The 26433-nt window shown below is 69.0% G+C and carries 25 protein-coding genes; 14 read left to right on the plus strand and 11 right to left on the minus strand.

Features of this window, described 5'->3' with window-relative positions:
* Positions 1 to 82: 82 nt before the first annotated feature.
* Entirely contained in the window at positions 83 to 310 is a 228-nt protein-coding gene (locus tag AB0F17_RS22310; RefSeq protein ID WP_358025781.1) for a helix-turn-helix domain-containing protein, read from the minus strand.
* Between the two features lie 380 nt (positions 311 to 690).
* On the opposite strand from AB0F17_RS22310, the gene AB0F17_RS22315 reads away from it, so the two are divergent.
* Positions 691 to 1119 (plus strand): hypothetical protein, encoded by a 429-nt coding sequence (locus tag AB0F17_RS22315; RefSeq protein ID WP_358025783.1) that lies wholly within the window; start codon positions 691 to 693, stop codon positions 1117 to 1119.
* Between the two features lie 269 nt (positions 1120 to 1388).
* Positions 1389 to 1934, plus strand: a complete 546-nt coding sequence (locus AB0F17_RS22320; RefSeq protein WP_358025785.1) for a hypothetical protein — start codon at positions 1389 to 1391, stop codon at positions 1932 to 1934.
* A gap of 760 nt (positions 1935 to 2694) precedes the next feature.
* On the opposite strand, the gene AB0F17_RS22325 is transcribed toward AB0F17_RS22320, so the two are convergent.
* Positions 2695 to 3426, minus strand: coding sequence for a hypothetical protein (locus AB0F17_RS22325; RefSeq protein WP_358025787.1), 732 nt, complete (start codon positions 3424 to 3426; stop codon positions 2695 to 2697).
* Between the two features lie 169 nt (positions 3427 to 3595).
* Between AB0F17_RS22325 and AB0F17_RS22330 the strand changes: the two genes are divergently transcribed.
* Positions 3596 to 4108, plus strand: a complete 513-nt coding sequence (locus AB0F17_RS22330; RefSeq protein ID WP_358025789.1) for a GtrA family protein — start codon at positions 3596 to 3598, stop codon at positions 4106 to 4108.
* 317 nt (positions 4109 to 4425) lie between these two features.
* Here the strand turns inward: AB0F17_RS22330 and AB0F17_RS22335 are convergent, their stop codons facing one another.
* The 7 genes from AB0F17_RS22335 to AB0F17_RS22365 form a co-directional block, all read right to left on the minus strand.
* Positions 4426 to 6288 carry an ABC transporter ATP-binding protein gene (locus AB0F17_RS22335; RefSeq protein ID WP_358025791.1) on the minus strand — a complete coding sequence of 621 codons (1863 nt, stop codon included), beginning with the start codon at positions 6286 to 6288 and terminating at the stop codon, positions 4426 to 4428.
* 126 nt (positions 6289 to 6414) lie between these two features.
* Positions 6415 to 7119 (minus strand): response regulator transcription factor, encoded by a 705-nt coding sequence (locus tag AB0F17_RS22340; RefSeq protein ID WP_358025793.1) that lies wholly within the window; start codon positions 7117 to 7119, stop codon positions 6415 to 6417.
* The gene (locus AB0F17_RS22345) at positions 7116 to 8612 is read right to left on the minus strand and encodes a histidine kinase (RefSeq protein ID WP_358025795.1); all 1497 of its coding nucleotides are present in this window, start codon (positions 8610 to 8612) and stop codon (positions 7116 to 7118) included. The genes AB0F17_RS22340 and AB0F17_RS22345 overlap by 4 nt, the downstream gene beginning before the upstream one ends.
* 37 nt (positions 8613 to 8649) lie before the next feature.
* Positions 8650 to 9105: a hypothetical protein gene (locus AB0F17_RS22350; RefSeq protein ID WP_358025796.1), complete on the minus strand. Its 456-nt coding sequence runs from the start codon at positions 9103 to 9105 to the stop codon at positions 8650 to 8652.
* 43 nt (positions 9106 to 9148) lie between these two features.
* A complete protein-coding gene (locus AB0F17_RS22355) occupies positions 9149 to 10159 on the minus strand; it encodes a BadF/BadG/BcrA/BcrD ATPase family protein (protein ID WP_358025798.1) in 1011 nt (336 codons plus the stop codon).
* Positions 10160 to 11056: an N-acetylmuramic acid 6-phosphate etherase gene (locus AB0F17_RS22360; RefSeq protein ID WP_358025800.1), complete on the minus strand. Its 897-nt coding sequence runs from the start codon at positions 11054 to 11056 to the stop codon at positions 10160 to 10162. It lies immediately after the preceding gene.
* Between the two features lie 8 nt (positions 11057 to 11064).
* On the minus strand, positions 11065 to 13236 hold the full coding sequence (locus AB0F17_RS22365; RefSeq protein ID WP_358025802.1) for an alpha-N-acetylglucosaminidase TIM-barrel domain-containing protein: 2172 nt from the start codon (positions 13234 to 13236) through the stop codon (positions 11065 to 11067).
* Positions 13237 to 13324: 88 nt separating this feature from the next.
* Here AB0F17_RS22365 and AB0F17_RS22370 point away from each other — a divergent pair, with 88 nt between their 5' ends.
* The 4 genes from AB0F17_RS22370 to AB0F17_RS22385 are packed head-to-tail and all read left to right on the plus strand — an operon-like array spanning position 13325 to position 17741.
* A complete protein-coding gene (locus tag AB0F17_RS22370; RefSeq protein WP_358025804.1) occupies positions 13325 to 14593 on the plus strand; it encodes an ROK family transcriptional regulator in 1269 nt (422 codons plus the stop codon).
* 55 nt (positions 14594 to 14648) lie between these two features.
* Complete coding sequence (locus tag AB0F17_RS22375) at positions 14649 to 15977, plus strand: extracellular solute-binding protein (RefSeq protein WP_358025806.1); 1329 nt, start codon at positions 14649 to 14651, stop codon at positions 15975 to 15977.
* A complete protein-coding gene (locus AB0F17_RS22380) occupies positions 15967 to 16923 on the plus strand; it encodes a sugar ABC transporter permease (RefSeq protein WP_358025808.1) in 957 nt (318 codons plus the stop codon). The genes AB0F17_RS22375 and AB0F17_RS22380 overlap by 11 nt, the downstream gene beginning before the upstream one ends.
* 2 nt (positions 16924 to 16925) lie before the next feature.
* Positions 16926 to 17741: a carbohydrate ABC transporter permease gene (locus AB0F17_RS22385; protein WP_358026200.1), complete on the plus strand. Its 816-nt coding sequence runs from the start codon at positions 16926 to 16928 to the stop codon at positions 17739 to 17741.
* A 1-nt stretch (position 17742) separates the two neighbouring features.
* Here the strand turns inward: AB0F17_RS22385 and AB0F17_RS22390 are convergent, their stop codons facing one another.
* Entirely contained in the window at positions 17743 to 19194 is a 1452-nt protein-coding gene (locus AB0F17_RS22390; RefSeq protein WP_358025810.1) for an MFS transporter, read from the minus strand.
* Positions 19195 to 19316: 122 nt separating this feature from the next.
* Between AB0F17_RS22390 and AB0F17_RS22395 the strand changes: the two genes are divergently transcribed.
* From AB0F17_RS22395 to AB0F17_RS22415, 5 genes are read left to right on the plus strand one after another with little or no spacing between them, the layout of a single operon-like run.
* Complete coding sequence (locus tag AB0F17_RS22395; RefSeq protein WP_358025812.1) at positions 19317 to 20537, plus strand: cytochrome P450; 1221 nt, start codon at positions 19317 to 19319, stop codon at positions 20535 to 20537.
* Positions 20531 to 21184: a TetR family transcriptional regulator gene (locus AB0F17_RS22400; RefSeq protein ID WP_358025814.1), complete on the plus strand. Its 654-nt coding sequence runs from the start codon at positions 20531 to 20533 to the stop codon at positions 21182 to 21184. The genes AB0F17_RS22395 and AB0F17_RS22400 overlap by 7 nt, the downstream gene beginning before the upstream one ends.
* A 51-nt stretch (positions 21185 to 21235) precedes the next feature.
* Positions 21236 to 22423, plus strand: coding sequence for an FAD-dependent oxidoreductase (locus tag AB0F17_RS22405; RefSeq protein WP_358025816.1), 1188 nt, complete (start codon positions 21236 to 21238; stop codon positions 22421 to 22423).
* A gap of 13 nt (positions 22424 to 22436) precedes the next feature.
* Positions 22437 to 23639 carry a cytochrome P450 gene (locus AB0F17_RS22410; RefSeq protein ID WP_358025818.1) on the plus strand — a complete coding sequence of 401 codons (1203 nt, stop codon included), beginning with the start codon at positions 22437 to 22439 and terminating at the stop codon, positions 23637 to 23639.
* A 31-nt stretch (positions 23640 to 23670) separates the two neighbouring features.
* Positions 23671 to 23865, plus strand: a complete 195-nt coding sequence (locus AB0F17_RS22415; RefSeq protein WP_358025820.1) for a ferredoxin — start codon at positions 23671 to 23673, stop codon at positions 23863 to 23865.
* Positions 23866 to 23961: 96 nt separating this feature from the next.
* Here AB0F17_RS22415 and rfbB read toward each other — a convergent pair whose 3' ends face one another.
* Complete coding sequence (gene rfbB / locus AB0F17_RS22420) at positions 23962 to 24936, minus strand: dTDP-glucose 4,6-dehydratase (protein ID WP_358025822.1); 975 nt, start codon at positions 24934 to 24936, stop codon at positions 23962 to 23964.
* Positions 24937 to 25185: 249 nt separating this feature from the next.
* Here rfbB and rfbA point away from each other — a divergent pair, with 249 nt between their 5' ends.
* Positions 25186 to 26088 (plus strand): glucose-1-phosphate thymidylyltransferase RfbA, encoded by a 903-nt coding sequence (gene rfbA, locus AB0F17_RS22425; protein WP_358026202.1) that lies wholly within the window; start codon positions 25186 to 25188, stop codon positions 26086 to 26088.
* A gap of 81 nt (positions 26089 to 26169) precedes the next feature.
* A complete protein-coding gene (locus tag AB0F17_RS22430; protein ID WP_358025824.1) occupies positions 26170 to 26427 on the plus strand; it encodes a DUF5988 family protein in 258 nt (85 codons plus the stop codon).
* The last annotated feature ends 6 nt before the right edge of the window (positions 26428 to 26433 follow it).

Consider the following 26433-nt stretch of genomic DNA (forward strand, 5'->3'; position numbering starts at 1 on the left):
TCTCCGGGGCGCGGGACGGCCGCTCGATCAGGTGTTTGTCAGGTCTGGCGCAGGTGGACCGCTCGGTCAGGCGTGCGGTGTGTCAGGTCTGGCGCAGGTGGACCGCCAGGTGCAGCGCCAGGCGGGTGGCCGGGTCGTCCAGGTCGTAGCCGGCGGCCCGGATCCGCTCCAGGCGCGTGGTGACGGTGTTGCGGTGCACGCCCAGCGCCTCGGCGGCGCGCAGAGGTCCGCGGGGCTGTAGATGGTCCAGGAGGCAGCCAACGAGGGCGCGGGTGATACCGGCTATGAAGCTGCCTGGAGCAGCTCGCATCACAGCCAGGCGATTGCAGTGCTCGTTCGTAGTGCGGTCTGGCGTGCGAGCGCAGACATCGATCCACCTTTCCCTGACTTTCCACCAAAAAACCCGCATTCCAGCGAATGGGCGCGATATCGCAACCCCCTAAATCTGAGGATTCTCCTCGCAGGCCGCTGCGGTGCACAGTCGAAGAAATCCTTTAGTCAAGGAGGAATCCGTTGAGTAGGACGAACAAGATCACTCCGTTGGGATCTCGCACATCTGCGACCGGCGCTCTGCCGTGACCCCAGCCGACGCACCGCAGCAGGCGGCGTCGTCTACGCGAATGGCGCTGTCTCGGGTGAACGCCAGAACGCCAGCGCTCAATCAGAAACAACTCTCTCATGGAGGTAGGCATGAAGAAGTCGGCGCGGATGACAATGATACTGGGAGCCTCTCTCGTCATCGCTAGTGGCGTCTTCGCCACGTCAGGAGCAATAGCGGAAACCGGCTTCGCAGGGCAGCTCGTCAAGCGGAATGCCGCCGGAACTCTCTGGGCCAAAGTTGGCTTAAACGGAACCCTGCTCGCCTCATCGGGTATCGGAAACGTCAACAAATTCGGCAAGGGGCGCTACAACCTGACAACGAACTCCGACATCAGCAACTGCGCGCTGACCGGAACGATCAACACCTCGGGCGGCAGTGATCCTGGGCCAGGCAGCGCATCGATCCTGGTTGGTGCGGTCAACGGAAGGACTCTTTTCGTCCGCACTGCGACGCCATCGGCTCAGAACCCGATGAGCGTCGACGACGATCGACCGTTCTCGCTAGTGATCTCCTGTTAAGGCCTGCCGGCTTCTGAGCCCAGTAGCGGTTCACTGGGCAGATCATCGCTGTTCGCATCATGGCAAGTGACGCAAGATCACCTTCTCGCGGGGGGCGCGTAGACCGCCGGTACGGCCCCCCGCGGCGAAGGACCTGCTATCGCAGATAAATGCCGCTATGAGCGAGGCCGCTCAGACCGAAGCGGTTCGATCGTTGCCCCCACCATTCCTCGCCAACCCTTGAACTACCTGGTCAAACGCTCTATTCCTTACATTCAAGGAGAATATCAGTGAAAGGCGCAAAAAAGGTCCTTGTATTGTCGGCGGTCGTCGGGCTGACGCTCGCCGGCCTGTCCGTCACGACCGCGCACGCGTCCGCCTTCCATAGGTTCTCCGACGGCTTCGAAGGCAACCCCTTGGCTCACTGGCAGCCGCTGACGAACGGGGACGGCAGGGCTGACTTTGACATCAACGAGGGCTTCGCGAGGACCGGCAAGAACAACGGCTGGCTGTACACCGGCCAAGGGTGGGCGGCCGAACGCATCGCGGTGCCGATCGGCGCATGGGGCGGGGATCGATCGAATTGCATGGCGGAGATCTACGCCCAGCCGCTGGATGGAGGTGCTCAGGTCGGCCTCGAGATCTGGGACCCCAACGGCTGGCGCAAGCTCACCAGCACGGCGCCCTGGCTCCCGGGCCCGGGCTATCAGCCCATCAGGACCAGCCGGGTCGACCTAAGCCGAATCGACACCGTCTACGTGCAAGCGATCTTCGGTAAGGATAACGGGGTTAAGCAGTTCGTCCGATTGGACGACATGAGCCTGCTGTGCGGCTGACGGAGGTCGTCGTCACCCGTGTTCACGGCGCCGACAGAGACCACGAGAATCGATCGGGTGCGCCAGGGGAAACCGGCGTCGCCCGGCGGGGCGATGTACGCGGAGTACTCCGGGGCGGCTGCGCAGGTCAGTAGCCTTACCCCGATCCGTCAGGCTCGGGGTGGGTATGCGCTTTCGCGTGAGGGCTGTCCGGTCTACCGTGCGGCACGTCGGCGGGCCCGCCAGGCGGCGGAACGGCCGAGTTATAGACCGCGTCGCGCCGGCGCCCGAACACCCCCGGGATGAACCAGCGCCCGCAGTCCCGGCACCGGTGGGAGACCTCCCACCGGTGCCGGGAACCAGCGCTTTGCCGACCCGCACGCCACCTATGAAACATGCTTTCTGGCTGGAGGCATCCGGGGCGAATCTTGTTCATGAGTTGTTGCATGGTGCGGGGCATGTGAAACACCCATGAAAACCATCAGCGCTGTACTTGACGTCGTGATCAACAGAAAGTCCGGAGCATGACGTCGTACTCGATCGCTGATGCGAGCTCTCATGAGGCACAGTTGCGCGAAAGTGCTGAGAATGTTCGGATCGAAGTCGGTCGGCAGTAAACGAGTCAATTCCAGACGGGCTCTCGTTAACCACGTGCTGTCCTGTGGTGCCCGAAGCATAGCTACCAGAGCAGCGAGCTCGACCACTAACAGAACGAACCCGACGCCATGGTGTGGAACCCGTGAAATCCGCCAGCCTAAGCTGCGCGAATTCCCGAATCGACTCATCGTTGTATCGAATCGACGCGGATTGCAATCCAGCGCCTGTATTCCGTAACGCCACGCAACGGACCATTCGGAGCGCGAAGCATCTGTGCATTGTGAACCGCCAAAACGGCTCGTCCGCCAGTCACTGTCCGAAGCGGCTGCGCATCGAAACACGGATTTGCGCATTCACTGCGCATCAAGCGCCGACATCGCATCGAATCTCTGACCCTACAAAGTTGTAGAATCCGCGATTCGGTGAGCATGTACTTCGCCGAGTAGCCGAGGGCGATCAAAGGCAGGGCGAGCTCTTCATCGATGGCGTCCGGGTCGAAGCCGGGCCAATCGGCGCCGGTCACCCATGAGCCGGGTGGCTCCCAGGCCAGCGGTTCGTCGATGCCGGACCGGTCAAGTTGGGCGCATGCCTGTTGGTGGAGGAAGTCGCGCAGTGGGATCGCAGTGCTGGATGATCTTCGGGGCGCTGGTGCGGAACGGCGCCCGCCTTCAGAGGCGAGCAGGTCGGCGGCTGGTCGGTAGTCAAGCAGGGTGCCCGGGAGCATGAGCATCGCGCTTGCCGCAGTGCGCAGAGCGTCGGCGGAGAAGCCGGAGTTCAGGTGCGGGCCGAGCAGGGGCATCGTCCAGGAGGGCCAGAGTTTGCTGGGGAGGGACGCGGCCCGTCGCGTGATCTCATCCGGGGCCAGTTCCCGCCAGTAGGGCCGGGGCGCGGCGGTGCCGTAGTGGATCCGGGCCATCACCGTCAGCGTGGCGTCGAGCGGGGCCAGAGCGCGTCCGGCGAGGTGTGGGCTGGCCGTCAGGTACGGTTCCAGCCGGACAAGCCGTGTCCGTCAGTCTTGTTACCAGGGTGTTCGGCTGGTGAGAAGATCGGGGGTGCTCCGAATAGCGAACGCAGTACTCACAAGATTGCCGGAACCGTTGCACGCGCTTGCGCTGAAGCACCGTGAACTGCTGAAGTTCGCGGCGGTGGGTGGAACAGCGTTCTTAGTGGACAACACGGTGTTCTATGGGCTGAAGCTAACCATTTTGGAACCGAAGCCGGTGACCGCGAAGGTCATCGCGGTGCTCGTGGCGACGATCGTGTCCTACGTGTTGAACCGCGAATGGTCGTTCCGGACCAGGGGCGGCCGCGAGCGCCGTCACGAGGCGGCGCTGTTCTTCCTGGTCAGTGGTGTCGGTCTGGTGCTCAGCTCCGCGCCGCTATGGATCTCCCGGTACGCATTCCGCCTGGAGACCCCGGACGTGAGCCTGGTGGCCCAGGAGGTCGCCGACTTCGTGAGCGCGCAGATCATCGGCACGCTGATCGCCATGGTCTTCCGCTTCTGGGCGCTCCGGAAGTGGGTCTTCCCCGACGAGAAGGCCCAATCCGGCCGCGTGCGGCTGGCCCCCTCTCTCGATCCCACGGACGAGGCGGCTTGATGGCAGTGAATCCGGAAGCTGTTTCGGCGGTTGGACTGGTTCATGCCGCTGCTGCGCCCCACGGGCTTGGCCCTGCGGATGACCGCCGAACAACATATCCGGAGCGTACGGATCTACGGCACGTCCCACTCCACGGATCGCAAAAAGTCCCGTAAGTCCGACATCACGGAACGTTATCCAAGCTCATGATCGCGCGGATTTGCTCGGACAGTGCTCATGATCAGCCGCACTTGCTCACGGAATCGCGGATCCTACAGTCCGCATCGCCTGCCGCGCGGGCTCGGGGCATCGACCGAGCCCGGCGGTAGGGGTGGCGGTTATTGGTACGCGCTGGCTTGGAGGGTGTAGAGGTCGGCGTACAGGCCGTTCAAGGTCATGAGGGTGGCGTGGTTGCCCTGCTCTGTCACCTTGCCGTGCTCCAGGACGTAGATGCGGTCGGCGTAGCGGACGCTGGCCAGCCGGTGGGTGATCAGCAGGACCGTGCGGCCGTCGGAGTGGCCGCGGATGCGTTCGAACAGGGCGTGTTCGGCGCGGGCGTCGAGGGCGGCCGTGGGCTCGTCGCAGATGAGCAGGGCCGCGTCGCGGTGGAAGCCGCGGGCGACCGCGATGCGCTGCCACTGGCCGCCCGACAGTTCGTGGCCGTCCTTGAAGCGCCGGTCGAGCAGGGTGCGGAAGCCGAGCGGGAGGCCGGCGACGACCTCGTCGGCGCCGGCCACCTCGGCGGCCGAGTGCAGGGCGGCATCGCCTTTGTCGGTGCCCATGGTGATGTTGTAGCGGGCGGTGAGCGGCCAGCGGGTGTGGTCCTGCGCGATGACCGCGGTGCGCAGGCGGAGGTCATCGGGGCTGACCTCTTTGAGGTTGGTCTCGTCCCAGGAGACGGTGCCGCCGTCGGGCTCGTACAGGCCGGCAAGGATCTTGGCGAGGGTGGTCTTGCCTGAGCCGTTCTCGCCGACGAAGGCGACGATCTCACCGCGTTTGATCTCGATGGACACGTCGCAGAGGGCGGGCTCGTCGGCGCCCGGGTAGGTGAAGGTCACGGCGTCGGCGATGATGCGCTGGAAGGCTTCGGGGGCCGTGAGCGGGCGGGGGCCGGGGAGGCGGCGTTCGGCGTCGGCGCAGAACTCCAGGAAGTCGGTGAAGTAGAGGCCCTGCTCGTAGAGGCGGTTGGTGGCGTACATCAGGCTGCTCAGGGACTGCTGGGCGGATCTGATCGCCAGGACGGCGGTGCCCGCCACGGCGAGCGGGATCGCGGCGATGGCCAGCAGGGTGCCGAGCGCGACGTAGACCAGGCCGCTGCCCAGGCCGCCGAAGGCCTCGCCCACGAGCCGCGCCGCCGTCTCCCGTCTGGCCAGCCGCAGCAGGACGTCCTGCTCGGCCTTGGCCACCGCGTCGTACATGCGCAGCAGGAAGCCGCGCATCGTGAACGAGCGGACCTCCGCGGCGGACTCGCGATCGGCCAGCAACTCGGCGATGATCCACTTGCGGCGGCGGGCCGGGATGAGCGTGTGCATCGTCGTGTAGCGCATCCGCGCGCTACGGACCGCGGCCCAGGCGTCGGGCAGCACCGCCAGCAGGAGCAGTGGCAGCAGCACCGGGTGGAGCACGCCGAGCACGCCGGCCACGGCCGCGATGCCGACCGCGGCGGTCACCACGTCGATGGCCGAGCTCACCACCGAGTCGGCCACCGCCACGCCCCGCATGTTGGCGCGTTCGAGGGAGTCGTGGAAGTCGGGGTCGTCGTAGGCGACCAGGTCGACGCGGCTGGTCAGGCCGTAGAGCCGCTCCTCGGTGATCCGGGAGATCTGGGGGGTGAGGCGGGATTGGGCCCAGCCGGCGCCCGCCTGCATGGCGGTGCGCAGCGCGGCGGCGGTGGCGACCAGGGCGAGGCTGGGCAGCGCGGCCATGATGCGGTCGGGCGTGGGCCCCTGGCTGAACAGGGCGGCGAGCACGCCGGTGGTGGCCAGCAGCCCGAACGCGGTGAACACCCCGCCGAGCAGGTTGAGCGAGACGGTGGCCAGGGCGTCGCGCGGGCTGGCTCCCCACGCCATGCGCATCGCCTGGCGCACGAGCGAGGGCAGCCGGCGGGCGATGGTCAGGAAGCCGACCTCCGCCATCTTGTCGGTGTGGGCGTGCCAGTCGGCGACGGAGATCTCGCCGAGTTCGAGAGGCTCATCAGACATACGCACAGTGTGCGCTCGGGCACTGACAGTTTCTGCGTGCGCTGGTCACGCCGGGGCAGGGTGGACGGGGTGGTTGCGATTCAGCGGTACGTCGCCGTGCGGGCTGTGGGGTTTATGGGGTGGATGTCACGGTCGTTGTCCTGGGGGGCCGGGCGTGAGCAGTCCTCGGTTGAATGCCTCGGCCACGGCGGCGGCACGGTCGCCGACGCCGAGCTTGGCGTAGATGTTCAGCAGGTGGGTTTTGACCGTGGCCTCGGTGATGAACAGCCTGGCCGCAGCTTCCCGGTTGGTGGTGCCGGCCGCCACCAGTTCGAGGACCTCGAGTTCGCGCCGGCTGAGTGGGCCTGCTGTGCCGGGGGCTCGGAACCGGCTCATCAGCCGGGCCGCCACCGATGGCGCCAGCACGGACTGGCCCTGGGCCGCTGCTCGGACTGCTCGCACCAGTTCGGCGCGGGGAGCGTCCTTGAGCAGGTAGCCGGTCGCGCCCGCTTCGATCGCCGGCAGGACGTGGCTGTCGGTGTTGTAGGTGGTCAGCACCAGTACGCGTGCGGCTATGCCCTGCCTGGCCAGCTCGGTTATCGCGGTCACGCCGTCCATGCCCGGCATGCGCAGGTCCATCAGGATCACGTCGGGGGCGAGGGACCGGGCGAGCCGGACCGCCTCGGCGCCGTCGGAGGCCTCGCCGAGCACCTCGAACTCTGGGTCGCGCGTGAACATGCTGCTCAGCCCGTCTCTGACCACGGGGTGATCATCCACGATCAGCAGGCTGATCGGCGGGTCGGCGTCGTCGCGCCTGCCGCTGGTCTCCGGGGCGTCGTCGGGGCGGCTCACAGGCCGACGCCTGTCTGCGCGGCGGGGACGGCGACAGGGGTGGCGACAGGGACAGCGACAGGGGTGGCGACAGGGGTGGCGGCAGGGATGCAGGCCGAGATTCCCGTGCCGACGCCCGGTTCCGATTCGACCTGCAGTGTTCCGGACAGGGCCTCGATCCGCTGCCGCATCGCGACCAGACCGAACCCGCCGGACTCGCCGCCGCCCGCGGACGCGTGCGGGCCGCCGTTGCCGGCAGCGGCCCTGCTTGGCGGAGCAACGTGGCTTGGGGAGGCAACGTGGCTTGGGGAGGCAACGTGGCTTGGGGAGGCAACGTGGCTTGGGGAGGCGATGTCGTTCGGGAGAGCGAGGCTGGGTGCGGGGGCGCCTTTGCCGAGCCGGGCCGGGTCAAAGCCCCGCCCGTCATCCCGTACGTCCACAGCGACCTCACCTTCCATATAGGACAGCGTCACCCCGACTCTGCGAGCCTGGGCGTGCTTGGCCACGTTGGCCAGGGCCTCCTGCGCAGTCCGTAGCAGCGCGACCTCGGCTTCCGGCGGCAGTGGCCGGGCCGTGCCGGTCGTCGTGACCTGGACCGCGACCCCGTGCAGCGCCGACCAGCGGCCCGCGACGTCGGCCAGTGCCTCGCTCAGCCGTGCCGTCCGCAGGGGCTCGGGACGCAGCGCGTGCACCGATCGCCGTGCCTCGGTCAGGCTCTCCCTGGCCAGCGTGGTCGCGGCCGTGACGTGCCGGTGCCATTCGGCCGGATCATGGCCGGCCTGTTCGGCTGCCTGCAGTTGGGTGATGATCCCGGTGAGCCCCTGGGCCAGGGTGTCGTGGATCTCCCGCGCCATCCGCTGCCGCTCGTCCAGCACCCCGGCCTCCCTCGCCTGGGCCAGTAGCCGTTCGTGCAGGCCCGCGTTCTCCGCCAGCGTCGCCTCAAGCCGCAAGTTGGCCTCGCCCAGCTCTTCCAGGGCCCGCAGGCGCTGCTCGTTCCGCTGGGCGACTCGCTCGGCGAACCAGGCGAAACCACACATGGGGAGTACATTCGCCGCTACGACGGCCAGGCAGGTCATCAGGCCCTCGAGAGTGGTCTTGTCCACGTCGTACGCCTGCGCGATACCCGCCACGATCGCCACCCCGGCGACGCCGGGCAGCCGCCACGGCCAGCGCAGGAGCCTGAACGCGTAGACGTACCCGGCGGGCGTGAAGAACCCGAACCAAGGATCCCTGACCACCAGAACCGCCATGATCACGAGCAGCCCGGCGACGAACACCGTCATCACCGCCGGCCGGTCCCGCCAGGCGGGACGCAGGGTGAACAGGCACAGCATCCACACCGCGGCCAGCGCGCACAGGACCAGGTCGAAGAGCAGGGAGCCGCCCGCCGAGCGCTTGTCGATCACCGTGACGACGACCAGGAGCGCCAGCAACGCGTACGGCATGACGGTGATGACCGGACGCCCTCGGTGCTCCCGCGCATCCGCCCAGAAGCGGGGCATCGGACTGCTCATCTCTGACGTCTCCTCCCCGCGAACCCGCGACGACAATCTAGCCGCGCGGGGCGGCGAACAACGAGCGCAGGTGCCTGCCGTTGACGATCAGGACGACGCCGATCAGGAGAAGACCGCAGACCCCCTGTTCGATCCTCATCCACATCGGCAGGAAGCCGGGGAGTGAGATGAGGACCGCGATGGCCACCACCATCACGGCTGAGGCGATCCGCAGCCGGAGGTACGCCCGGCGACGGCCGCGGGCCGTGCCTCCCACGAAGGCGAACATCAGCGCTGAGGCGGCGGTGACGATCACGCCGCGGACCCAGACCGTGTCGGTCACCATCGCGGGGTCGTCGCGCAGCACATAGGCGGCCACGAGGGTGAGCACACTCAGGACGAAGTAGCAGCCGACGAGGACCTTCATGCGGCGGAACGCCGTCATGCTGAGCGGATGGTTCAGGTCCTCATCGGCTGTCGCGCGCGAAGGCGGGGAGTTCGTGGGATTGCGCATGCCCCAGCGTCCAACGCCGCGCCCGCGCGCACATCGACCGGTCTCATGAGTCGACGGCTGAACCCGCCGATCGGCCGGATGACTGAGCCGATCCACCGATCGGTTGAGCCGTATCGGTGAAGACGTAGACGTAGGGGTGGTGCGGCCGTACCGACCCGTCGGCGGCGGCTCGGGCCAGGGCGAGCGCGCCATCGGCTGAGGTCCCTCGCGGTGGCCGGAAGCGAGCGTCGGGGAGCAGAGCCCGGACCGTGTTCTGGAAGGGCTCCATCAGCAGGTCCGCGGCGTCGAAGAGGCGGCCGCCCCAGGAGAAGACCGGTTCGAGTCCGGACGCGGCGGCCACCGCGCTCTGGCCGAGCTGCCGGCCGGCCTCGGTCCAGATCTGCCGGGCCACCGGGTCCCCGTCGCGTGCCGCCTCGCCGACGTACGGCGCGAACGAGGCGAAGTGGTGGGCCGCCGACCCCGAGGCGTAGACCAGCGCCACCAGCTCCGAGGGGTGCCCGAAGCGGGCCGTCAGGTGCTTGAGAAGAGCGGCCGACCCGCCGATCCGGCCGTCATGCGCGCGCAACGCCGCGTGCAGGCCCCGCATCCCGATCCAGGCGCCGCCGCCGTGGTCGCCGAGCAGGTATCCCCATCCGTCGGTCTGGTTCCAGACGCCGGCCAGATCGGTGCCGAGCGTGATGACGCCGGTGCCCGCGGCGACGACGACCCCGGGCTGGAAGCCGAGCGCGCCGACGTGCGTGGTCACCGTGTCACCGGTGACCACGAGCGCGCCCAGGCCGAACCGATCGCGCAGCGCGTGCCAGAGCGTGCTCGGGTCCCGTACCAGGCCGGGCAGCCCGGTCGTGCCGATCGCCATGCCGGCGAACCGGTCGATCTCCAGGTCGCGTACGGCGTCCTCGACGACCCGGGTGATCCGTGCCGCGAGCCGATCGAGGTCGACCCTGCCCTCCTCGCGCGGCACCGGAGACGCGTCGTCCCCGGTCGCGCTCGACCCGCCGGCCTCGATCCGTACCCTGATCCCGCCACCGCCGACGTCGACGCCCGCGAAGCCCATCTAGCGCCCGCCCAGCGCGGCGACGGCCGCCCGGACGCCCGGGTGCTGAGCCAGCGCGGTCCGCGCCTGTTCGGGGGAGCAGCCGGTGAGCAGCCGTACGAGCGCCTGCGGGATGTTCCCGCCCGCGTCGGTCAGGACCGCGCGGCAGCTCGCCTCGTCCTCGCCCGTCGCCTCGACGAGCAGCCGCACCGCGCGCTCGCCGAGCTTGCCGTTGGTGGCGACCAGCCCGACCATGAGGTTCCCGTACGTCCGGCCGGCCTTGATCATGAGAGCCGTCGAGAACGCGTTGAGGATCACCTTCGTCGCCGTGCCCGCCTTGAGCCGGGTGGAGCCGGTCAGCGCCTCCGGCCCGGTGGCGGCGACGACGGTGATCTCGGCCAGCTCGCGGAGCGGGGCCTCCGGGTCGCAGGTGACCAGCACCGTGAGAGCGCCGGCGGACCGGGCCACGCGCAGCGCGCCGACCACGTACGGAGTCGACCCGGACGCCGTGATCCCGATCGCCACGCCGGTCTCGTCGAGGACCTCGGCGTCGGCGGCGCCCAGCGCCTCAGAGTCCTCGCGATCGACGGAGGAGTCGGCGACGGCGGCGGGCCCACCGGCGAAGTGGGCGGTGAACAGCTCACGCGCCACCCCGAAGGTCGGGGTGATCTCGGTGGCGTCCAGCACCGCCAGCCGCCCTGAGGCGCCGGCGCCGAAGTAGTGCACCGTTCCGCCCCGGCTCAGGCGGAGATGGGCTTCGTCCACCGCCCGGGCCAGCGGGTCGATGGCCGCGCCGACGGCCTCGACCGCGCGGGCGTCCTCCTGCTGGATCAGCCGGAGGACCTCGCGGGACTCCAGGGTGTCGATGTCGGCGGTGCGGGGATTCCGGCGCTCGGTCGGCGGTACCACCTGGGGCATCGTTCTCCTCATCGATCTTTTCTCAATCGATCGTTCTCTGAAGGCTGGGCCGCGTAGGCGGTGAACAGCCGGCGTGACTCCGTGGCGAGGTCGCCCAGGTCCGCCGGCGCGGGCGCCGGGCCTTCCCGCAGAAAGGCCTCGGCCCGTTCACGGAGCTGTTCCTGGAGATCCGCCTCGGGGGCGGCGCCGGGCGTGGCGAGCGCGCGGTCGAGGCCGCGCGCCCACAACTCCCAGCGGTCGCGGTAATAGCCGCCGACGAGCCCGCTCCAATGGCGCCCCGCGTAGTCGTCGAGCAGGGGACTGTCCGTGGAGCCCCACACCGTGATGATGCGGCGGGCGTTGTCCAGCAGGACGTCGCGGTCGGCCGGGCCGGCGGCCCACGACAGTGCCTTGGACTCCCAGTGCTGGAAGGTGTACTCGGGCCGGGCGGCCAGCATCCGGTCGAGGTCTTCGAAGGCGCGCAGGAACCTGGCGATCTCCGGCAGGCCGGGCGTGCCGCGTGACACCGACTGCTCCACGGCGTCGAGGTAGTAGCGGTCGGCGACCCTGGCCATGAACGCGATCCCCACTTCGACGAGATCGTGCCCCAGGGGGCCGTTCGCCAGGTCACGGTCGTGCTCGGCCACCTCGATCAGCCGTTCCCAGGCCTGCGCCAGCACGGCCGGCTCGTACCAGAGGGCCTGGGTGACGTCGGCGCGGGCCTGCGCCATCCGTGTGTAGGAGGGTTTGGCGGTGAGGACGCCGTTGAACCGCGCGGGGTAGATCCGCCGGCCCCGGGGGTTGTAGACGGTGTTCAGGAGCCCGTGCCAGGCGGTCCGTAGTGCGGCCGTGCCCCTGCCGTAGCGCTGGGTCACGAAGGCGTCGAGCCAGGCGTCGAGGTCGGTGACCTGGTTCCAGATCTGGTCGGCCACGAGCTCGAAGAAGACGGGGTTGTTGCGGGTGGCCTCCATGGACAGGCCGAGGCCTGCGGGCGGGTTCGGCGCCGCCAGGGCGCTGTCGACCGAGGCCGGGACTCCGCGCAGGTCGGCGACCGGATCGGTGCGGCCGCCGAAGTTGAGCAGCGCGCACCAGAGCCAGGGCTTTCCGGCGAACTGCTCGAAGCGCTCCCACAGCGGGTCGTACTCCGCCCACAGGTCCGCGATGAGCATCCGGTCGTCCGGAATCGCGTCGAGAAAGGCGGTGACGCGGTCGTCGGTCCAGAACTCCCGCTGGTAGGAGAACGGCCAGGCCTGCATGACCCAGACCGCGTCCGGATCGGCGGCCCGCAGACCGGCCAGCGTCGCCGCCGCCACGGCTGCGGGGAAGGCCGGGTCGGCGTCGACCGGGATCATCTCGATGAACGGATCGGCGGCGTACCGGTGATCGGTGCCGAAGAATGTGATCTGGGTGCGGGTGATCTCGGCGCTCAGCCGCTCGTAGAGCGGGTCGGCCGGGTCGAGGACCCAGGTCTCGAACCCCTGCCAGTCGCGGCGGCTCGCTCGCGACGACGCGGCGATCTCGGGCGGGACGTGCCCGGTGAAGGCCGGAAGGATGGGCGTCATGCCGAAGGCGCGCTCGCGGTCGAGGACGCGCGCCCCGAGCTCGCGATGGCGCTCGATCCAGGACGCGGACAGCGGACCGGCGAAGCCGTCCAGGCAGCCCATGAACTGGAACGGCAGGTAGCCCGGGCCGCCCAGAAAGCCGCGGATGGTCTGGTCGTCGAGATCGAGGCGGGAGTAGGCGGCGTGCAGCACGGCCTCGTGGCCGGTGATGGCGAGCGGCATGGTGATGCCGTGCAGGGCCATCCAGTCGATCTCGCGCTCCCAGTCGGCCCAGTCCCAGTAGGGCATCGTGTAGCTGAACGTGCAGAAGTTGAAGTAGTAGCCGTCCTGGACCCGGGCCGCGCCCCGCCGGGGCGGGCTGTCCGCAAGAGAGGTTGGCCCCAGCGGCAGCACGGTGTCCCAGCCCACGGACAGATCGCAGCGTTCCCGCAGATAGTGATGGAGAGCGACGGACGCGCTCACGCCATCCGTCGCGGCGACGGTGAGCGCGCCGTCCCTCGCCTCGTACTCGTAGCCGCGCCCCACGCCGTCACGCGTGACGAACCGGATCGACTCGGCCACCGGTCCGAGAACGCGATGAGTCAGGCCGCGAACGGTGTCCGCCCACGGTGGTGCCTGCTCGGGATCACCGGATGACATCGCAGGTCACGCCCCTCGACGAATTAGTTCCGTACGGTCCATAATTATTATGCTAGCGTACCGGCAAGTCGACACCAGGGGAGTGGTCATGGAGCAGGTGGTCGCGGTCGGCACGCAGTTCATGCGGGAGGTCAACGCCGGCGCCATCCTGCGGCGGCTGCGGACCGAGACCAGCATGAGCGTGTCCGCGCTGGCCAAGGCGGTGGGGCTGTCCCGGCAGGCGGTCACCCGCTCGCTCAACGCGCTGGTCGCGGAGGGCCTCGTCGAGTTCGGCTCCCTTGATCGCGACTCCAGCAGGGCGGGACGGCCCGCGCAGCTGGTCCGGTTCCGGGCGGAGGCCGGCTACGTGCTCGGCCTCTCGATCAGCCCGCAGGATCTGCGGATGGCGGTGTCGGACCTCGCCGGTACGGTCGTCGCGACCGACGCGGTGCAGCTCGGCGGCGGTTCGGGCGGCGAGCCGGTGGGTTCGAGCGGTGAGCAGGTGGTGGAGACACTCCTGTCCACGGTGGCACGCACGCTCGACTCGGCGGGCATCACGACCGGCGACCTCTGGTTCGCCTCGGTGGGCACCCCTGGCATCGTTGACCCGGCGACCGGGATCATCAGGCTCATCCCGAGCATGCCCGGCCTGGCCGGCGACATCCTCCGGCGCCGGATGAAGGACGCCCTCGACTGCCCGGTCTACCTGGACAACGACGTCAAGCTGGCCACCCAGGGCGAGCGCTGGAGAGGAGCGGAGCGGCGCGAGGACTCGCTGGTGATGGTCCACTGGGGCGAACGCGTCGGCGCCGGGATCGTGCTGAACGGCGAGCTCTACCGAGGCGCCTCCAACGACGCCGGCGACGTCGGTTTCCTGGACCTGTTCGCGGCCACCCCGCCCGAGCCCCGTCATCCGCACGGCCTCGGCCCGTTCGAGGACTGGGTGGGCGGCGCGGAGATCGTCCGCCTGGCCAGGGCGGCGGCCGACCGCGCCGGCGACGACGCCTTTCGGGCCCGGCTCGAAGCAGCGGGGGAGCGGGCGTTCGACGCCGTGTTGGACGCCGTCGTCGACGGCACACCCTCTGCCCTGGACGCGATCGACGTGGTCGCCGGCCGCTTCGCCAAAGGCGTCGCCGCGATCCGGGCGATCCTCGATCCACGGCTCGTGGTCATCGGCGGGCCCCTGGCCAGATGCGGCGAGACGCTGCTCGCCGCGGTCCGGCGGCACCTGTCCGAACAGCCTCTGGACCAACCGGCCCTGGAGGTCTCGACGCTCCAGGACGACGCCGTCGTCCACGGGGCCCTGCGCCACTCGCTGGACGAGCTCGAGCGCACCAGGTTCGACCCGGTGCGAAGCGGCCGTCAGGAGGCCCGTTGAAGACCCCCCGGATATCGGCGACGCGGATATCAGAGACAGGCGAAAGGTCACGCACATGACAGCACCAGGTCGGTGGCAGGCGCTCGTGGCGCTCGGCACCGCGGCGACACTCACCCTGACGGCCTGCGCGGGCACCGGCGGCACGAGCGCCCCGGCCACCGCGAAGAAGGTCGACGTATCGACGACCGTTCCCGGCGACCCGGTCACGCTGACCCTGGCCTACAGCAACGATCCGCCCACCAAGACGCTGGTGGACGCCTTCACCAAGCTCCATCCGAACGTCACCATCAAGCCTCAGATGACGCCGTTCAACGACTACGTCAAGTCGATCAAGCTGTCGATGTCGTCGGACTCGGCGCCGGACATCGCGCAGTACAACCCCGGCGCGATGAACTCCCTGGTCCCGGCCGGGCTGATCCTGGACCTGGGTCCGTGGGCCAAGGCGTACGGCTGGGACGGCAAGTTCCCGCCGTCCAGCCTGGAGGTGCTCAGCTCGGACAAGGCGGCCAAGCGGTTCGGCACCGGCGGCCTGTACGCCGCGCCCGGCGCGCTGTCGGTGGTGGGCGTCTACTACAACAAGGAGATCCTGTCCAAGGCGGGTGTCGCGGACGTGCCGAAGACGCTCGGCGAGTTCGAGGCCGCGCTGGCGAAGGTGAAGGGCGCCGGGCAGACCCCGCTGAGCCTCGGCGCGCTCCAGGTCGGCGGGTTCCACCTGTGGAACGCGCTGCTCAACGTCACCGGTGACGTGAAGGCCTACCGATCCTGGGTGTACGGCGAGCCGGGCGGGACGATCGAGCACCCGGGCGCGCAGAAGGCCACCAAGACGCTGATGGACTGGGCGGACAAGGGCTACTTCCCCGCCTCGGCGAACGCCACGGCCGACGCCGACGCGCTGGCGAACTTCTCCAAGGGCAAGAGCGCGTTCCTGGTGACCGGCAACTGGGCCGCCACGACGCTGGAGACCGAGATGAAGGACAACGTGGGCTTCTTCCTCATGCCCTCGGAGTCGGCCACGCCGTTGAACGTCGCCTCGGGGGCGAGCGTGGCGTACGCCATCTCGGCCAAGTCGAAGTACCCCAACGTCGCCGCGGCGTTCCTGGACTTCCTGAGCTCGCCGGAGGCGGCGAAGATCGAGTTCGACGGCGGGTTCATGCCGGTCGACACCAAGGCCGAGCTGGGCGCCACGGGCCTGCGCGGCGACATCGCCAAGGCCTTCACGCCGGTGGCGCAGAACAACGGGATCGTCCCGTTCCCCGACTACGCCTCCCCCGGCATGATCGACAAGCTGACCCCTGGTGTCCAGGGCCTGATCAGCAAGAAGATGACCGCTGACGAATTCCTGCGCTCTTTGCAGGAGTCGTGGGACGGACACCATGGGTCGTGATCTGACCACGTCCATCTCCCCGCCGCGGGCCACCTCGGCCCGCGGCGGGGAGCGGGTGGCGGGCAGAAAGCGTGGACCGCAGGGGCGCGGCGGACGGGCGCGCGGCTGGCTCTACGTGTTTCCCGCGCTCGCCGTGTATCTGGGGTTCGCCATCTGGCCGGCGCTGAACACGCTGCGCCTGTCCTTCCTGAACTGGGACGGCATCCTGCCGGCGACCTCGGCGGGCCTGGACAACTACCTCAAGATCTTCCGTGATTCGGCGCTGTACGAGGCCATTCTGCACAGCCTCGTGCTGATCGTCTTCTTCTCGTTCATCCCCATCTGCGTCGGGCTGTTCATGACGGCCCTGCTGATGGGCAAGGTGCGGCGCGGGATGACGTTCTTCCGGATCGTCTTCTTCCTTCCCCAGGTGCTGCCGCTGGTGGCCGTCGGCATCACCTGGCGCTGGCTCTACAGCGACACCGGCGTCGTCAACCAGCTCCTCGACCTGGTGGGGCTGGGCGGGATCACCCGGGCCTGGCTGGGCGACTACCAACTGGCGCTGGTCGCGCTCGGGTTCATCGGGACCTGGGCGATGAGCGGGCTGTGCATGATGCTCTTCCTGGCCGGCGCGCAGAAGATCGACCCGTCCCTGTACGAAGCGGCCACGCTCGACGGCGCGGGGTCGTGGCGGCAGTTCCTCCACGTCACCCTGCCCGGGGTGCGCAAGGAGATCACGATCGCCGGCGTCATCACCACGATCGCGGCGCTGGCCAGCTTCGACCTCGTCTTCACCACGACGAACGGCGGCCCGGCGGGTCAGACCAACGTGCCCGCCCTGCTGGTCTACCGGCTGGCCTTCAACGAGGGCGACATCGGCGGCGCGAGCGCGCTGGCGGTCGTGCTGACCGTGCTGGTGATCGCCGTCGTCAGCGCCATCCGATACTTCACCAGGGATGAGGGTTGAGCATGCGCGGCGGGGTCAGCATCCGGTACGGGGTACTCGTCCTGTTGGCGGTCATGGTGCTGCTGCCGTTCGCCGGCGTCATCCTGGCCGCCCTGCATCCGCCGGGCGCGCAGCTCAACGGGCTGAGCATCCCTGAGCACTGGTCATGGCAGACCTTGGCGCTGGCCTGGGAGCGCGGCAACTTCACCGCCCTCATGCGATCCAGCGTGCTGATCTCGGTGTGCGTGGTGCCGCTCGCGCTCGTGCTGGCCACGCTGGCCGGATACGGGCTGACGATCCTCAAGGTCTGGGGCCACAAGACGGTGACGGCCGGCTTCGTGCTGGGACTCACGCTGCCGATCGAGCTCATCGTCGTGGCGCTCTACTTCAACCTGCGCGAGGTCGGCCTCACCAACTCCTACCTCGGCATCATCCTGGCCGAGGTGGCGCTGTTCATGCCGTTCGGCGTGTACTGGATGCGCTCGCACTTCTCCAACATCCCCGAGGAGCTCGTCGAGGCGGCGCGCATCGACGGCGCCAGGGACATCGTCGTGCTGGCGCGGGTGCTGCTGCCGATCTCGTGGCCGGCGATCACCACCCTGTCGGTCCTGTACTTCATGTGGTCGTGGAACCAGTTCCTGCTGGTGCTGGTCATGATGCAGGACCCGGAGCGGCGCACCGCCCCGGGCGGTCTGGGACTCTTCGTCGGCCAGTACTCGACCGACATCCCGTTGCTGTCGGCGGCCGGCCTGATCGTCATCACCCCGATCGTGGTCGTCTACCTCATCTTCCAGCGCAGCTTCGTCAACGGCATCACCCAGGGCGCGATCAAGGGCTAGATCAGACCCGCGCGGCGGCGGGCCGCGTGGCAGGTGTGGCGGAAGCCGGGCGCCGGCCGGGCAGGAAGGCCGCGAAGGCGAGGGCGACCAGCGCGGCGCCCGCGCCGATGGCCATGACCAGGCGGAAGCCGTTCTGGGACGGGAGGGTGGCGGAGCCGAGCGTGATGGTCATCTGGGCCAGGACCACGCCTGAGACCGCGCTGGACATCGAGGTGCCGATGGCCCGCATCAGCGTGTTGAGGCTGTTGGCGGCGGCCGTCTCCGACACGGGCACGGCCGCCATGACGAGCGCGGGCATGGCGCCGTACGCGAGCCCGATCCCGGCCCCGATCACCGCGGAGACGAGCACCAGGTGCCAGATGGCGGACATCAGCGCGATGCTCAGGCCATAGCCGGCGGCGACCACGAGCGCGCCGCACATCAAGGTCACCTTGGGGCCCCTGGCCTTCGAGATCCGCGCGGACAGCGGGGCCATGGCCATCATCACCAGGCCGGAGGGGCCCATCACCAGGCCCACGGTCAGCATCGACTCTCCCAGCCCGTAGCCGGTGGCCTTGGGGATCTGCAGCAGTTGCGGGAGCACCAGGGACATCGCGAACATCGCGAAGCCGAACACGGCGGAGGCGAGGTTGGTGAGCAGCACCTGACGGCGGGCGGTGGTGCGCAGGTCCACCAGCGGCTGCCCGGTACGGAGTTCCCACCAGCCCCACAGCGCCAGCACGACGACCGACGCGCCGAACAGGCCGATGGTCAGGGCGCTGGTCCAGCCCCAGCCGGCGCCCTGGGAGATCGCCAGCAGCAGGCACACCAGCGCGATCGACAGCCCCGCCGCGCCCACCAGGTCGAAGCGGCCTCCGGTACGCACGCTGGATTCGGGCACGAGGGTCAGCACGAGCACGGTGGCGACGACGCCGAGGGCCGCCGCCGTCCAGAACAGCACGTGCCAGTCGGTGCGTTCGGCCAGGAAGGCGGCCGCGGGCAGGCCGAGCGCGCCGCCCACGCCCAGCGAGGCGCTCATCAGCGCGGTCGCCGAGCCGAGGCGCTCGGCGGGTAGTTCGTCGCGCATGATGCTGATGCCGAGCGGAATGACACCGGCGGCCAGGCCCTGCAGCGTCCGTCCGACGACCATCGGCGTCAACGTGTCGGCGAGAGCGCAGACGGCCGAGCCGGTCACCAGCAGAACCAGGCTGATCAGCAGCATCCGTCGCTTGCCGTACATGTCTCCCAGCCGTCCCACCGTCGGCGTCGCGACGGCGCCGGCGAGCAGCGTGGCGGTGATCGCCCAGGTCGTGTCGGCGGCCGGGGCGCTCAGGAGCCGCGGGAGCTGGGGGATCAGCGGGATCACCAGGGTCTGCATCAGCGAGACCACGATCCCGGCGAGGGCGAGCACCACCACGACGGTATTCGCCGGCGGCGGGCCGGATGCCCGGGCGTGAGCGGGGACAGCGGGCATGGGTGAAGCCTCCGTCAGAAGAGTTGGGGACGACCCGACAGGACTTAAATCAGTCGCTTGACTTAATCTAACAGTACGGGTTTACTGACCACGAACTGACCGTCGGTTCGGAGGAGGTCGTGGTGAGCCAAGGTGGCGGCGAGCAAGTCCTGATCTACCCGATTCCCAGTGACGCGGCGCTGGAGCCGCCGGCGGAATGGGCGCGACTCCAGCAGAAGTGCCCCGTGGCGCGGGTGACGCTGCCCAGCGGCGACGAGGCGTCGCTGGTGACGCGCTACGAGGACGTCAAACAGGTGCTGTCCGACCCGCGCTTCACCCGGCCGACGCACCTGGACGACGCGGCCCGGATCGCGGACAACGAGTCGGGCGGCGTGTTCAACAGCGAGATGGCGACGGCGATCCCGCAGTCCGGTGAGGCGCACCAGCGCTGGCGGCGGATGATCAGCAAGTGGTTCACCGTCAAGCGCATGGCCGCGCTGCGGCCGGGCATGGAGGCGATGGCCGAGCGGCTCATCGACGACATGCTGGAGCGGGGGCAGCCGGCGGATCTCAAGGCGAGCCTGGGCTTCCCGCTGCCGGTGTGGGTGATCTGCGATCTGCTCGGGGTCCCGGACTCGGACCGCGACCAGTTCGCGTACTGGTCTGACACGCTGCTCAACCTGACCCGCTACACGCAGGCGCAGATCGACACGGCGCAGGCCGAGTTCGTCCAGTATATGGCCGCCCACATCACCGCCAAGCGCGCCGAACCGGGCGAGGACCTGCTCAGCGAGCTCATCACGAACACCGACGCCGACGGCGGGCGGCTGTCCGACATGACCCTGGTGGCCACCGGCATGGGCCTGCTGGTCGCCGGGCACGAGACCACGGCGAACATGATCGGCAAGATGGTGGCGATGCTGCTGGCCGACCGGCGCCGCTGGGAGCTGCTACTGGCGGACCGCTCGCTCGTGCGCACCGCGGTGGAAGAGGCGCTGCGGTTCGACGCCAACGCGGGGTTCGGCATGCCGCGCTACCTGGGTGAGGACATGGAGGTCGCCGGGACCGTGCTGCCGGGCGGGACGACCGTGGTGTGCAGCATGGCCGCGGCCAACCGCGACGAGAGCGCGTTCGAGGGCGCCGGCGACATGGACCTCGGCCGCAGCCCGAACCTCCACCTGGCCTTCGGCGCCGGGGCGCACTCGTGTCTGGGACAGGCGCTGGCCCGCACCGAGCTGCAGGCGGTGCTCGAGGTGCTGCTGCGCCGGCTCCCCTCCCTGGAACTCGCCGTCCCGGTGGAAGACCTGCACCGGGTCGAAGGGCTCGCCGTCGGCGGGTTGCGCGAAGTCCCGGTGCGGTGGTGACCGTGGCCGGCCGGACCGTACGGGCCGATCGGGCCGGCGTGACCCGGGAGTCGATCCTGACGGCGGCGGAGCGGCTGTTCGCCGAGCACGGGGTGATGGCGGTGTCCAACCGTCAGGTCAGCGAGGCCGCGGGGCAGGGCAACAACACCGCGGTCGGCTACCACTTCGGCACGAAGACCGATCTCGTCCGCGCCATCGTGCGCAAACACGCCGAGCGGATCGAACGCGTGCGCCTGCGGATGCTGGCCGAGATCGGCGACAGCTCGGACGTACGGGACTGGGTGGCCTGCCTGGTCCGCCCGAGCGCCGAGCATCTGGCCGCCCTGGGCACCCCCACCTGGTTCGCCCGGTTCGGCGCCCAGGTGATGACCGACCCCGCCTTCCGCGAGATCATGATCGAGGAGGCTCTCACCTCGCGCGCGCTGCTCCAGATCCTCGACGGGCTCAACCGGTGCCTGCCCGATCTGCCGCTCGAAGTGCGGGCCGAGCGCCATGACATGGCCCGTCAGCTCATGGTGCACGTGTGCGCCGAGCGCGAGCGCGCCCTGGCCGAGGGCACCCCCACACCCCGATCGAGCTGGCACGACGCCGCGACCGGGTTGATCGACGCCATCGTCGGGCTGTGGCTGGCACCGGTCACGTCCTAAGGAGGACTTTTCCATGAAGGTCAACCGCGCACTCGAGCCGGGCGAGACCGCGTGAACGCTCCCTCCAGCGTCCTGGTGGTCGGCGCGTCCGCCGCCGGGCTGGCCACCGCGGAGGCGTTGCGGCGCAAGGGTTACCAGGGCGGCCTGACCGTACTCGGTGCCGAGCCGCACCTGCCCTACGATCGGCCACCGCTGTCCAAACAGGTCCTCTCCGGCGCCTGGGACCCCGAACGGACTCGGCTACGGCCGCAGACGGCTCTGTCCACCCTGGACGCCGAGTTCGTCCTCGGAGACCCGGCCGTCGGCCTGGAGGCGGCCGGACGCACCGTCCACACCGCGTCCGGGCGCGCCCTGCGGGCCGACGGGGTCGTGGTGGCCACCGGACTGCGGCCCCGGACGCTCCCCGGGCAGGCGGAGCTGGCCGGGGTCCACGTGCTGCGTACGCTCGACGACGCGCTGGCGCTGCGGGCGGATCTGCTGGCCTCCTCGCGGCTCGTGGTCGTGGGGGAGGGCGTGCTCGGCGCCGAGATCGCCGCCACCGCGCGCGGCATGGGCCTGGAGGTCACCATGGCCGGTCCGCTGCCGGCACCGCTGGCCGGTCAGGTGGGGCCGTTGGTCGCGGGGATGCTCGCCGAGCTGCACACCGAGCGCGGGGTCGGCCTGCGGCTCGGTGCCGGGGTCAGCGGGCTGACCGGCCACCAGGGGCGCGTCACAGGCGTGCGCCTGGACACCGGCGAAGTGCTGCCGGCCGACGTGGTCGTGGTGGCGATCGGCGCCGACCCGGCGACCGCCTGGCTCACCGGCAGCGGCCTGCGGCTGGACAACGGGCTGGTGTGCGACTCCCGATGCCGCGCGGCCGAGGGAATCTACGCGGTCGGCGACGTGGCCCGCTGGCACCACGACAAGCTCGGCACCCTGCTGCGGCTGGAGAACCGGACCAACGCCACCGAACAGGCCATGACCGTCGCGGCGAACGTCCTCGGCGAGGACCAGCCCTACTGTCCCGTGCCCTACTTCTGGACCGACCAGTTCGACGCCAAGCTCCAGGTACATGGAGTGCTGACCGTCGACGCCGAGGTGACCGTCGTGGAGGGCGACCAGGCGAACCGCCGCTTCGTCGCGCTCTACCGCCGTGACGACAGGGTCACCGGCGTACTGGGCTGGAACATGCCCAAACAGACCCGCCTGCGCCGGCAGGACGTCGTCGACGGGCTCTCCGACCTCGTACCGACTCCCTGACATTGGAGAATTCATGACAAGCACGGCTGAGATTCCGGAGTACCCGATGGCCAGGGCGAAGGGTTGCCCCTTCGATCCGCCCCCGGCGCTGCAGGCCAAGCAGGCAGAGGGCCCGCTCACCAAGGTCCGCCTGTGGGACGGCAGCACACCGTGGATGGTGACCCGTTATGCCGAGCAGCGGGCGCTGCTGGCAGACCCGCGGGTCAGTTCCGACATCACCCGCCCCGGCTATCCGAGCCCGACCCCCCTCAACGGCGCGGCGCCCATCAGCTTCATCTTGATGGACGATCCCGAGCATGCCCGGCTGCGGCGGATGGTGACGGCGCCGTTCACCATCAAGCGGGTGGAGGCGATGCGGCCGGCCGTCCAGAAGATCGTGGACGACCTGATCGACGAGATGCTGGCCGGCCCGAAGCCGGTCGACCTGGTGACGGCGTTCGCCCTGCCGGTGCCCTCGCTGGTGATCTGCGAGCTGCTCGGTGTGCCGTACGCCGACCACGACTTCTTCCAGGACAACAGCAAGGTCCTCATCAACCGGGACGCGGCCCCTGAGCAGCGGATGGCCGCCGTCGGCCGCCTGAACGTCTACCTGAACGACCTACTGGGCGAGAAGCTCGCCAACCCCGGTGACGACCTGCTGTCCGGGCTGACCGAGGTGATCAGGACCGGGGAGCTGTCCCAGCACGACGCGGCCGGGATCGGGGTGCTGCTGCTGATCGCCGGGCACGAGACCACCGCGAACATGATCGCGCTCGGCACCCTCGCCCTGCTGGAGAACCCCGATCAGCTGGCCCTCCTGCGTGACACGGCCGATCCGAAACTGGTCTCCTCGGCGGTCGAGGAACTGCTGCGCTACCTGCACATCACGCACAACGGGCGGCGCCGGCTGGCGCTGGAGGACATCGAGCTCGACGGGCAGATCATCCGCGCCGGCGACGGGATGATCATGGCCAACGACATCGGCAACCGCGACCCCGACGCCTTCCCCGACCCCGACCGGCTGGACATCCAGCGCGACGCCCGCCACCACGTGGCGTTCGGCTTCGGCGTGCACCAGTGCCTCGGCCAGCCGCTGGCCCGGATGGAACTGCAGGTCGTCTACAGCAGGCTCTACAAGCGCATCCCCACCCTGCGGCTGGCCGCGGATCTGGAAGAGATCCCGTTCAAGCACGACGGGTCCGTGTACGGGGTCTACTCGCTCCCCGTGACCTGGTGACTTTCCCCACTACTAGCACCAAGAGGATCTCATGAAGGTGATCATCGACCAGGACAAGTGTGTCGCTTCGGGACAGTGTGTGGTCGCCGCCGCGGACGTGTTCGACCAGCGCGACGAGGACGGCATCGTGGTGCTGCTGAACCCCGACCCGCCGGCCGAGCAGGCCGCCGACGTCCGGCACGCCGCGGTGGTCTGCCCGGCGCTGGCCATCCACATCGAGGACTGACGTCCACCTGAGGCCACCTCGACCGACCGAGGTGGCCTCACGTCGTCCGGTCGGGCGCCCTGGCCGCACCGCGACCATTGACCGCGCGCGACCGGACTACGCGGTCGGGCTTCCGGTCTTGAGCGGCTGCCACCAGGCGCGGTTGTCGTGGTACCAGGCGACGGTCTCGGCCAGGCCGGTCTCGAAATCCTTGCGGGGCCGGTAGCCCAGCTCGGCGCGGATCTTGGTGCAGTCGACCGAGTAGCGGAGATCGTGGCCCTTGCGGTCCTCGACGTACGAGACCAGGTCCCAGCCGGCGCCACAGGCTTTGAGGAGCAGATCGGTGAGTTCCCGGTTGGTGAGCTCGGTGCCGCCGCCGATGTTGTAGATCTCTCCGGGACGGCCGCCGGCACGGACCAGTTCGATGCCCCGCACGTGATCGTCGATGTGCAGCCAGTCGCGGCTGTTGCCGCCGTCGCCGTACAGGGGAACCGGCCGGCCGTCGAGCAGGTTGGTGACGAACAGGGGGATGATCTTTTCCGGGAAGTGATGGTGGCCGTAGTTGTTGGAGCAGCGGGTGACGCGTACGTCGAGCTCGTGGGTGCGGTGATAGGCGAGGGCGAGCAGGTCGGAGGCCGCCTTCGAGGCGGAGTACGGAGAGCTGGGCCGTAGCGGATCGGACTCCAGCGACGAGCCCTCCGGGATCGAGCCGTAGACCTCGTCGGTGGAGACGTGCACGAAGGTCCTCAGCCCGCTGCGGACCGCCGCGTCGAGCAGGGTCTGGGTGCCGGCCACATTGGTCCGCACGAACTCGGTCGCCCCCATGATGGACCGGTCGACATGGGATTCGGCGGCGAAGTGGATCACTTGGTCGTGTTCGGCGACGAGCGGGTCGACCAGTCGCGCGTCGCATATGTCGCCCTGGACGAAGGCGAATCGGTCGCTCGTGCGTACCTGGTCCAGATTCGCGGGGTTGCCCGCGTAGGTGAGTTTGTCGACGACGGTGATCCGCGTGTCGCCGTCGGTTTCGAGCAGGGTGCGCACGTAGTGGGAGCCGATGAATCCGGCGCCCCCCGTGACCAGAATCTTCATCGCAAGATCTCCTACGTGCTCCCGAGCGGAGTCGCCGTGCGTCGCGTCATGATCTGCCTTTCGCCGTGGAAATCATATCGCCGGTAAACCGTGCGCAACCCTTTAGCGGCCGATATAGGGGGGCACCGGGGGCGGGGTAGGGGGCAAATGAGGGTTGTCTTGGAGTCCATTCGGATGTGATCCGGTGTGATGCTCAGGGAACGAATATCGATTCTGGCTACCCGGTTTTCCCCTGAGGAAGGGTATTTCGTGAAAGGCATAATTCTGGCCGGCGGGCACGGCACGCGGCTGTACCCCATTACCCTCGCGGTCTCGAAACAGTTGCTCCCCGTGAACGACAAGCCGATGATCTATTATCCCTTGTCGGTGCTCATGCTCGCGAATATCAGAGAGATCCTCGTGATCTCCACCCCGGAGGACCTGCCGAATCTGGCGCGCCTGCTGCGCGACGGCTCACACCTCGGACTCGACATCACCTACGCCCGCCAGGACGAGCCCGTCGGCCTGGCCGACGCCTTCATACTCGGCGCCGACCATATCGGCGACGATTCCGTGGCGCTGGTGCTCGGCGACAACATCTTCCACGGATATTCGTTCTACGACATCCTCCAGGAGAACACCGCCAACGTGGACGGCTGCGTGTTGTTCGGCCATCCGGTCAGCGATCCCGAGCGCTACGCCATCGCCGAGATGGACGCGCTCGGCAGGCTCGTCTCCATCGAGGAGAAACCCACGCATCCGCGCTCCAACCGCGCCGTCGTCGGCCTTTATCTCTACGACAACGACGTGATCGACATCGCGAAGAATATCCAGCCGTCCGCGCGTGGGGAACTCGAGATCACCGACGTCAACCGGGTCTATCTCGACCGGGGCAAGGTGAAATTCGTCGAACTCGGGCGAGGGTTCGCCTGGCTCGACGCGGGCACGCCCGACTCCATCCTGCAGGCCAGCCAGTACGTGCACATGCTGGAGGGCCGACAGGGCGTACGCATCGCCTGCATCGAGGAGATCGCGCTGCGGATGAACTACATCGACGCCGAGGCCTGTCACCGCCTCGGCGAGCAGCTTCTCCCGTCCAGCTACGGCCGGTACGTCTGCGCCCTCGCCACCGAATTCGGCCACGCGCCGCAACCGGCCGGCGCATTCTCCTAGAGATCTGTCCCCTGGAGATCGTCCCCTAGAGATCGGCGACGGCCGGCCGGCCGCCGGCCACGATCATCGGAGGTACCCGACATGACCGTTCCCTCCTTCGACGGCTCCTCGTCCGCCGCGCCGCCCCGCTCCGGGCGCGAACCCGTGGAGGTCGCGCTCGAGGGTGGTCCCGCCGATGTTCCGCGCACTCTGCACGTCATGCGCGACGTGGTCTCAGCGGGAAAGATAAAGATTCCGCGCCATGGCGGATATGAGCATTTCGAGCGGGTCGGCGTATCCGCGGATTCCGCCGGCCCGCCGCTCTTCCGGTGGACCACCCGCACCAAAGTGGCCGAATGAGTAAGG

This window comes from Nonomuraea sp. NPDC026600 (assembly GCF_040638335.1).
Classification (GTDB): Bacteria; Actinomycetota; Actinomycetes; order Streptosporangiales; family Streptosporangiaceae; genus Nonomuraea.

Bases quoted from the DNA above. Each gene is read 5' to 3' on its own strand.
- AB0F17_RS22310 (WP_358025781.1), bottom strand. From the start codon at position 310: ATGCGAGCTGCTCCAGGCAGCTTCATAGCCGGTATCACCCGCGCCCTC.
- AB0F17_RS22315 (WP_358025783.1), top strand. From the start codon at position 691: ATGAAGAAGTCGGCGCGGATGACAATGATACTGGGAGCCTCTCTCGTC.
- AB0F17_RS22325 (WP_358025787.1), bottom strand. From the start codon at position 3,426: ATGGCCCGGATCCACTACGGCACCGCCGCGCCCCGGCCCTACTGGCGG.
- AB0F17_RS22335 (WP_358025791.1), bottom strand. From the start codon at position 6,288: ATGTCTGATGAGCCTCTCGAACTCGGCGAGATCTCCGTCGCCGACTGG.
- AB0F17_RS22345 (WP_358025795.1), bottom strand. From the start codon at position 8,612: ATGAGCAGTCCGATGCCCCGCTTCTGGGCGGATGCGCGGGAGCACCGA.
- AB0F17_RS22350 (WP_358025796.1), bottom strand. From the start codon at position 9,105: ATGCGCAATCCCACGAACTCCCCGCCTTCGCGCGCGACAGCCGATGAG.
- AB0F17_RS22355 (WP_358025798.1), bottom strand. From the start codon at position 10,159: ATGGGCTTCGCGGGCGTCGACGTCGGCGGTGGCGGGATCAGGGTACGG.
- AB0F17_RS22360 (WP_358025800.1), bottom strand. From the start codon at position 11,056: ATGCCCCAGGTGGTACCGCCGACCGAGCGCCGGAATCCCCGCACCGCC.
- AB0F17_RS22365 (WP_358025802.1), bottom strand. From the start codon at position 13,236: ATGTCATCCGGTGATCCCGAGCAGGCACCACCGTGGGCGGACACCGTT.
- AB0F17_RS22370 (WP_358025804.1), top strand. From the start codon at position 13,325: ATGGAGCAGGTGGTCGCGGTCGGCACGCAGTTCATGCGGGAGGTCAAC.
- AB0F17_RS22375 (WP_358025806.1), top strand. From the start codon at position 14,649: ATGACAGCACCAGGTCGGTGGCAGGCGCTCGTGGCGCTCGGCACCGCG.
- AB0F17_RS22380 (WP_358025808.1), top strand. From the start codon at position 15,967: ATGGGTCGTGATCTGACCACGTCCATCTCCCCGCCGCGGGCCACCTCG.
- AB0F17_RS22385 (WP_358026200.1), top strand. From the start codon at position 16,926: ATGCGCGGCGGGGTCAGCATCCGGTACGGGGTACTCGTCCTGTTGGCG.
- AB0F17_RS22390 (WP_358025810.1), bottom strand. From the start codon at position 19,194: ATGCCCGCTGTCCCCGCTCACGCCCGGGCATCCGGCCCGCCGCCGGCG.
- AB0F17_RS22410 (WP_358025818.1), top strand. From the start codon at position 22,437: ATGACAAGCACGGCTGAGATTCCGGAGTACCCGATGGCCAGGGCGAAG.
- AB0F17_RS22415 (WP_358025820.1), top strand. From the start codon at position 23,671: ATGAAGGTGATCATCGACCAGGACAAGTGTGTCGCTTCGGGACAGTGT.
- rfbB (WP_358025822.1), bottom strand. From the start codon at position 24,936: ATGAAGATTCTGGTCACGGGGGGCGCCGGATTCATCGGCTCCCACTAC.
- AB0F17_RS22430 (WP_358025824.1), top strand. From the start codon at position 26,170: ATGACCGTTCCCTCCTTCGACGGCTCCTCGTCCGCCGCGCCGCCCCGC.